Origin of the sequence: Actinomadura bangladeshensis (assembly GCF_004348335.1) — a bacterium.
Classification (GTDB): Bacteria; Actinomycetota; Actinomycetes; order Streptosporangiales; family Streptosporangiaceae; genus Spirillospora; species Spirillospora bangladeshensis.
Genome location: NZ_SMJW01000077.1, coordinates 26,241 through 32,641, shown reverse-complemented (window position 1 = coordinate 32,641; position 6,401 = coordinate 26,241). Strand labels below are relative to the sequence as shown.

Sequence of the window (6,401 nt, the reverse complement as noted above, 5' to 3'; positions counted from 1 at the left end):
CCCGGCCAGCTTGCCGTACGTGACGGATCTTCGCAGTCCGAAGCGGCAGGATCGGGTCCGCGCGGACGGGCGCACCTCCGCCGGGCAGCGCGTCCCGTCCGGGAACCGGGGGAAGAGTCCAGAAATCTTCCACTCGGGAATGGTTTCCTCCTCCACGTCCGGGTCCGTTCTTCCCGCGCCCACCCGGCGCCCGCCTTCGATACTGATCAGTATCCGTGCTCTTTCCGGCCCTCCCGCGGTGACTCCGAAGTGACCTCCGATCACGCACCGCAGCGATGGGCGACCGTCCGCGCCGCCCCGCTTGAGCCGCCGCCGATCGGGCGCGAGAATCTCACAAAGCCGGGCACCCGACCTGCCGCGACCGCCGGTGCCAGGCCCACCAGGTCCAGGGAGTGAGCCGGCACATGGCACCGGAACCCCGCACGATCAAGGAGTGCTTCGCCCGGCTGGAGGCCGACCCGGCGGGGGCGATGAGCTACTTCTACGGGCGCCTCTTCGCGGCCGAGCCGCAACTGCGCGCCCTGTTCCCGCCCGCGATGGGGCACCAGCACGACCGCTTCTTCCACGCGCTCCTGCGGATCGCGTGGAGCCAGGACAACCCGGGCGAACTCGCCGGGCACCTCGGCCGGCTCGGCCGCGGCCACCGCAAGTACGGGGTGCTGCGCGAGCACTACGCCGCCGTCGGCGCCGCGCTGACCGCCACGCTGCGCGTCCACGCCGCCGACCTGTGGGGGCCCGCCGCCGAGGACGCCTGGACGGCCGCCTACCGGCACGCCGCCGACACCATGATCGCCGCCGCCGAGCGGGACGCCGAGCACGCCCCGGCGTGGTGGGCCGCCGAGGTCACCGGGCATGACCGCCGGGCCCCCGACCTCGCCGTGCTCACGCTCCGGCCCGAGCGGCCGCTCCCGTACTCCGCCGGCCAGCACGTGACCGTGCAGAGCGCCCGCTGGCCGCGGATGTGGCGGCCGTACTCGATCGCCAACGCGCCCCGGCCGGACGGGACGCTGAGCCTGCACGTCCGGGCCCTCCCCGGCGGCTGGGTGAGCGGCGCGCTCGTCCGCGGCACCGCCCCCGGCGACACCGTGCTGCTCGGCCCGGCGGAGGGCGCGATGACACTCGCCCCCGACTCCCGCCGCGACCTGCTGCTGATCGGCGGCGGCACCGGCCTGTCCCCCATGAAGGCCCTGGCCGAGGCGGCCGCAGGCTCCGGCCGCGGCATCCGCCTCGTGGTCGCGGCGCGCACCGTGGACGGCCTCTACGACCTGCCCGACCTGCGGCTGCTGGAGTCGGCCTGCCCCCGGCTCCGGGTCGTCCCCGTCCTGTCGCGGTCGCCGGGCGGCAGCGCGCTCGGCGGCCGCGTGCCGGACGTCCTGCCCGGCCTGCTGGACGGCGACGTCCGCGATCTCACCGCCTGCGTCGCCGGGCCCGCCCCGCTGGTCCGGGCCACCGTCACCGCGCTGCAGCGGCTCGGCGTGCCGCTGCAGCGCATCCACCACGACCTGCTCGCGGCCGGCGACCCGGTCACCAGCCCGCGCGCTCCCGGAGGAACCGGGTCGTCGTCTCGTCCGCCGGGTAGAACGACTCGATCGCCAGTTCCGCGACCGTGATGTCGACCGGCGTGCCGAACGTCGCGATCGTGCTGAAGAACGACAGCTCCCGGCCGTCCACCCGCATCCGCAGCGGGACGAAGACGTCGTGGCCCGCGGGCGGCGCGATCGCCTCCCCCACGTCCCCCGGGAAGCCGCGCAGCTCCCGGTAGAGCTGGGTGAGCGAGGCGTCCGCGGTCAGCGCCACGTGCCGGCGCACCCGGTCGATCATGTGGGCGCGCCACTCGGCCAGGTTCAGGATGTTCCTCGCCATCCCGTCGGGGTGCATGCTCAGCCGCAGCACGTTGAGCGGCGGCTCCAGCAGCTCCGGCGGCGCGCCCTCCAGGAAGAGCGCCGCGGCGCCGTTGGCGTCGACGAGGTTCCAGAACCGGTCCACCACCACGGCCGGATAGGGCTCGTGGCCCGCCAGCACCTGCTTCAGCGCCGCGCGGACCGCGTCCATCCTCGGCTCCTCGATCGGCGTCTCGCCGAACACCGGCGCGTACCCTGCCGACACCAGCAGCAGGTTGCGGTCGCGCAGCGGCACGTCCAGGTACTCGGCGAGCCGCAGCACCATCTCCCGGCTCGGCGCCGACCGCCCCGTCTCCACGAAGCTGAGGTGCCGCGTCGACACGTCCGCCTCCGACGCCAGCTCCAGCTGGCTCAGCCTGCGCAGCTGCCGCCAGGCCCGCAGCTGCTCCCCGATGGGCCGCACATCGCTCAACGCCGTCGTCACCCTCCGGACGCTACCGGCCCGCCGATCACGCCGGCGATTACGTCCGGGGTAATGGACGCGGCGCGGGCCCGGCGCCAGGGTGGGCCGGGACGTCCACCGAGGAGGCTCCATGACCACCGGGCTCACCCCCGACCAGCTGACCGACGCGATGCCGTTCGCCCGCGCGCTCGGCGTGCGCATCGACACCGCCGGGCCGGACGAGGTCACGGGCCGGCTGGACTGGGCCCCGGACCGCTGCACCGCCGGCGGGGTCATGCACGGCGGCGCGCTCATGGCGCTCGCCGACACCCTCGGCGCCGCCTGCGCGTTCCTCAACCTGCCGCCGGACACGTCGACGACGACGCTGGAGTCCAAGACGAACTTCTTCCGCGGGGTCAGGGAGGGCTGCGTCAGAGGAGTCGCCCGGCCGCTCCACACCGGCCGCACGTCGATCGTCGTCCAGACGGACCTCTACGACGACGCCGGCCGCCGCGTGGCCCAGGTGACCCAGACCCAGGCCGTCTTGCGCGCCTAGCGTCCGGCCCGACGCCTTTACGTTGTAGATTTTTTAGTGAGGTGCTCGCCGAAGAAGGCGAAGATCCGGTCCCAGCCGTCGGCGGCGTTCTCCCGCCCCCGGCCCAGCCCGAAGACGATCTTCGCGACCGGCCCCAGCGGCGCCGGCGGGGTGAAGCCCGTGAGGAAGCCGTGCCCGGTCCCCGGATACTCCTTCACATCGTGCGTGACGTCGGCGATCGTGAGAGCGCGCTCCAGCCTTCCCGCCGCGCCCCGCAGCGTCGGGTCGGCGGCCCCGTAGCCGGCGACGATCGGGCACGCGCCGCGCAGCGACTCCGCCGGCCGCCGGGGCAGGATCCCGTAGTTCGCGGCGGCCGCCTTGAAGTCGTACTTGGCCGCCGCGACCAGCGCGAACCCGCCGCCCATGCAGAACCCGCACACGCCCACGTCGCCGGTGCAGTCGTCCCGCCCCGCGAGCCACGCGCGCGCGGCCTCGATGTGGTCATAGGTGGGCCCGCGCCGGGCGCGCATGTCGCGCATCGCCTTGGTGACGCACCGCACCCACGGCGCCCCGCCGTAGAGGTCCGGCAGGACGGCGAGGTACCCCCGGGCGGCGAACCGGTCGGCCTGGGCGCGCATGTCGGCGTTGGCACCGAACGCCTCGAAGAGGATGACGACGCCCGGCCAGGGCCCCTCGCCCTCGGGAACGGCGAGGTACCCCGGCAGCTCCCGCGCACCCGCGGGAATCGTTATGTCAGACATAAGGTCCAATAATCGCCCAGCCGCCCGCCGCGCGCCTAGCCCCCCGCCGCAGGCGTCTACGGTGATCGCATGCGCATCGACCGCCTCGACCACCTCGTCCTCACCGTCGCCGACATCGACGCCGCGATCGGCTTCTACACGCGCGTCCTCGGCATGGAGGCGGTGGCCTTCGGCGCGGGCCGCCGCGCCCTGGCCTTCGGCACCAGCAAGATCAACCTGCACGAGGCCGGCCGGGAGTTCGAGCCGAAGGCGGCGCACCCGGTCCCCGGCAGCGCCGACCTCTGCCTGATCGTCGCGGGCCCGCTCGACGAGGCCATCGCCGACCTGGAGCGCCACGGCGTCCCCGTCGAGGAGGGCCCGGTCGCCCGCACCGGCGCCACCGGCCCCATCCGGAGCGTCTACATCCGCGACCCCGACCGCAACCTGATCGAACTCAGCGTCTACGAGTGATCTCACTCAATGCTTCGGCCACTCGAAATCCGGGCCGCCCCCGAAATGACGGCCTTCCCGTTCCGCCGCACCACGAGCAACCCGCTCGGTACGGCTACCGAGTGGACTCCGCCCGACGAAGATTGTGAAATGACTGCCCGTTAGGCATCACGCGCACCAGTCCGACCCGGTCGTCGACACGGACGTTGGCGCTGATCCCCGCCTTGAGGCGAGAACCTGCAGACCTCCGGCCAGCTCCGCGGAGGCGGTGTAGATCACGCGGTGGCCGTTCTTGGGGTGCGTACTGCCATCACCGCGACGCACTGGGTTCGGACGCAACCGTGGCTTGACACCGGCAAATAGGGCGGAAGGCCCAACTCACGCACGACATCGGCCATCGCGGCCAGAACGGGGCCGCGATTCTGAGCCAGGACGATCTGATGCCCGTTGATCGACCCTTCCGACAAAAAGTAGCCAAGAAACCGCGCGAACGGTCTGGCTGGAAATACCACGCCCGCGTAGGTCCGCTCATAGTGGGCTCCGTTGTCGGGACGTGTCCAGGTCCGGATCGTCGATGGGACCCGGACGTCCGCGTCAGTGCCGCAGTACCACCGCGCCGTCTTCTCATAGCGGACACGCTTGTGCAGGAGAGCGCCCGGCGCCTCGAGCGCGAACGGCTGCTCTCCCCGCCGTGCCGCACGTGTATCGACCCGTTGAATCCACAGGGCATGGTCCACGCCGACCAGCAGGTCGATCTGTTCCGATCTCACCCTGTACATCGGACCGCGGAACTCGCGGTGGTCAACACGTCCGTCCGGTCGTCATAGCCGTCCACCATCGCCGCCCCCGTGACCGTCAGTGCCGCCGTGGTGACAATCGATCACGGGGCACTGACAGAGCGCGCCCGCCGACGCTTGGGACGTGGGCGGGCGCGGTGTGTCGCAGTGGCGCTATGGGCAGACGCGGCCGTTGGCCTCGAAGGCGGCGTGGGTCAGCGGCATCAGCTTCGCCCACTCCTCCTCCATCAACTCGGCGACCATCTCGATCTCGCGCTGCGGGAACGACGGGAACATGGCGTCCTCACGCTTGATGCGCAGGGACAGGAAGTTCATCAGGGCGCGCGCGTTGCACGTCACGTACATCGAAGAGTAGAGCCCGACCGGCAGGACGCTCCTCGCCACCTCACGCGCGATGCCCGCGTCCAGCATCTCCGTGTAGGCACGGTACGCCTGCCGGTAGCTCTCCTTCGTGACCTCTGTGACGATCTTGTGCTGTTCCGGGGTGCCGTCGACGAAGACGTACTTGCCCGGCTTGCCCTCCTGGACCAGCTTCCGGTCCGGTCCGGGCACGTAGAAGACGGGTTCCAGCCTGCGGTAGCGGCCGCTCTCCTCGTTGAAGGAGAACGTCCGGTGCCGCATCTGCTCCCGGAACACGAAGATCGGCGCCCGCACGTAGAAGGTCATCGACGAGTGCTCGAAGGGGGTGCCGTGCCGGTCCCGCATCAGGTAGTTGATGAGGCCCTTCGATCGCTCGGGATCGGCCTCCACTTCGGCCAGCGAGTTCTCCCCCTTGGTGGAAACGCGCGCCGCCCAGAGCACGTCGGCGTCGGATGCCGCGGCCTTGATCAGCTCTACCACCACGTCGCTGCGGAACTCGATCTCCATCGCGTCCTCGTCCGCCATCGGACCTCCCCCACTCGTCTCGGCTGAACTGCCCCCCGCAACCTTAGTCACGGCCGCCGACAGTCTCCGGTCGAGCCCGCCGCCGATCGGTCTCACCGAGATCACCGGGACCGGTACGGTTTGCGGCGGAGGGGCTGCTGACGGTTCAGGGGGACGCTGGCGCTCTGCTGGAGCGTGCGCGCAGGTACGAGCGGCAGGGGCGTGCAGCGGAGGCGGCGGCCGCGTTCGCCGACGCCGGCCGGGCCATGGAGGCCCGCGGGGACTGGACGGGCGCGCTCGCGGTGCGGGCCCGGTACGCGCGGCCCTCGCGGCCGCCGGGGACGTGGGCGAGGCGCAGCGCGTCCTCGACACGCTCGACCGGGGCGCCGCGTCGCTGCCCGCCGAGGTGCGGGCCGGGCTGGACGCGCAGGCGGCGCACGTTCTGGCCGCGGCCGGACGGACCGGCGAGGCGGCGCGGCGCGCCTGGGCCGCAATGTCCGCCTTCGGGGCGCTGCACGACCAGAAGCGGTTAGGCGCCGCCGGTGCGCACGCGGCGCGGCTCATCCTGAAGGACGCGGGGGCGCGGAAGGCGCTGCGGCCGCTGCGCGAGTTGCTGGCGCAGATGCCGCCGGGCGGCGACGACCGCCGGCAGGTCGCGAAGCTGCCGGCCGATGCGGAGCGGCGGCCCGACCGCGACCACGACGTCCTCGTCACCGCCCGGACCGCGCCCTC

9 protein-coding genes are annotated in these 6,401 nt (G+C 72.6%); 3 read left to right on the top strand and 6 right to left on the bottom strand.

Annotated elements, in window-relative coordinates:
- Positions 1-404: 404 nt before the first annotated feature.
- Positions 405-1,610 carry a globin domain-containing protein gene (locus tag E1284_RS17140; RefSeq protein WP_131940093.1) on the top strand — a complete coding sequence of 402 codons (1,206 nt, stop codon included), beginning with the start codon at positions 405-407 and terminating at the stop codon, positions 1,608-1,610.
- On the opposite strand, the gene E1284_RS17135 is transcribed toward E1284_RS17140, so the two are convergent.
- The gene (locus E1284_RS17135; protein WP_243714538.1) at positions 1,525-2,325 is read right to left on the bottom strand and encodes a helix-turn-helix domain-containing protein; all 801 of its coding nucleotides are present in this window, start codon (positions 2,323-2,325) and stop codon (positions 1,525-1,527) included. The genes E1284_RS17140 and E1284_RS17135 overlap by 86 nt on opposite strands.
- A 109-nt stretch (positions 2,326-2,434) precedes the next feature.
- Between E1284_RS17135 and E1284_RS17130 the strand changes: the two genes are divergently transcribed.
- Positions 2,435-2,839: a PaaI family thioesterase gene (locus tag E1284_RS17130; protein WP_131940091.1), complete on the top strand. Its 405-nt coding sequence runs from the start codon at positions 2,435-2,437 to the stop codon at positions 2,837-2,839.
- A 17-nt stretch (positions 2,840-2,856) separates the two neighbouring features.
- Here E1284_RS17130 and E1284_RS17125 read toward each other — a convergent pair whose 3' ends face one another.
- Positions 2,857-3,579 carry a dienelactone hydrolase family protein gene (locus E1284_RS17125; protein WP_131940090.1) on the bottom strand — a complete coding sequence of 241 codons (723 nt, stop codon included), beginning with the start codon at positions 3,577-3,579 and terminating at the stop codon, positions 2,857-2,859.
- Between the two features lie 69 nt (positions 3,580-3,648).
- On the opposite strand from E1284_RS17125, the gene E1284_RS17120 reads away from it, so the two are divergent.
- The gene (locus E1284_RS17120) at positions 3,649-4,029 is read left to right on the top strand and encodes a VOC family protein (protein WP_131940089.1); all 381 of its coding nucleotides are present in this window, start codon (positions 3,649-3,651) and stop codon (positions 4,027-4,029) included.
- Between the two features lie 254 nt (positions 4,030-4,283).
- On the opposite strand, the gene E1284_RS17115 is transcribed toward E1284_RS17120, so the two are convergent.
- From E1284_RS17115 to E1284_RS41550, 4 genes are all read right to left on the bottom strand, one after another.
- Positions 4,284-4,778 (bottom strand): hypothetical protein, encoded by a 495-nt coding sequence (locus E1284_RS17115; RefSeq protein ID WP_131940088.1) that lies wholly within the window; start codon positions 4,776-4,778, stop codon positions 4,284-4,286.
- Positions 4,779-4,958: 180 nt separating this feature from the next.
- On the bottom strand, positions 4,959-5,690 hold the full coding sequence (gene thyX, locus E1284_RS17110) for an FAD-dependent thymidylate synthase (RefSeq protein ID WP_131940087.1): 732 nt from the start codon (positions 5,688-5,690) through the stop codon (positions 4,959-4,961).
- A gap of 145 nt (positions 5,691-5,835) precedes the next feature.
- The gene (locus E1284_RS17105; RefSeq protein ID WP_131940086.1) at positions 5,836-6,186 is read right to left on the bottom strand and encodes a hypothetical protein; all 351 of its coding nucleotides are present in this window, start codon (positions 6,184-6,186) and stop codon (positions 5,836-5,838) included.
- Between the two features lie 12 nt (positions 6,187-6,198).
- Positions 6,199-6,369, bottom strand: a complete 171-nt coding sequence (locus E1284_RS41550; protein WP_165965309.1) for a hypothetical protein — start codon at positions 6,367-6,369, stop codon at positions 6,199-6,201.
- Positions 6,370-6,401: the final 32 nt, after the last annotated feature.

Coding starts and splice junctions, on each gene's coding strand:
- E1284_RS17140 (WP_131940093.1), top strand. CDS start 405: ATGGCACCGGAACCCCGCACGATCAAGGAGTGCTTCGCCCGGCTGGAG.
- E1284_RS17130 (WP_131940091.1), top strand. CDS start 2,435: ATGACCACCGGGCTCACCCCCGACCAGCTGACCGACGCGATGCCGTTC.
- E1284_RS17125 (WP_131940090.1), bottom strand. CDS start 3,579: ATGTCTGACATAACGATTCCCGCGGGTGCGCGGGAGCTGCCGGGGTAC.
- E1284_RS17120 (WP_131940089.1), top strand. CDS start 3,649: ATGCGCATCGACCGCCTCGACCACCTCGTCCTCACCGTCGCCGACATC.
- thyX (WP_131940087.1), bottom strand. CDS start 5,690: ATGGCGGACGAGGACGCGATGGAGATCGAGTTCCGCAGCGACGTGGTG.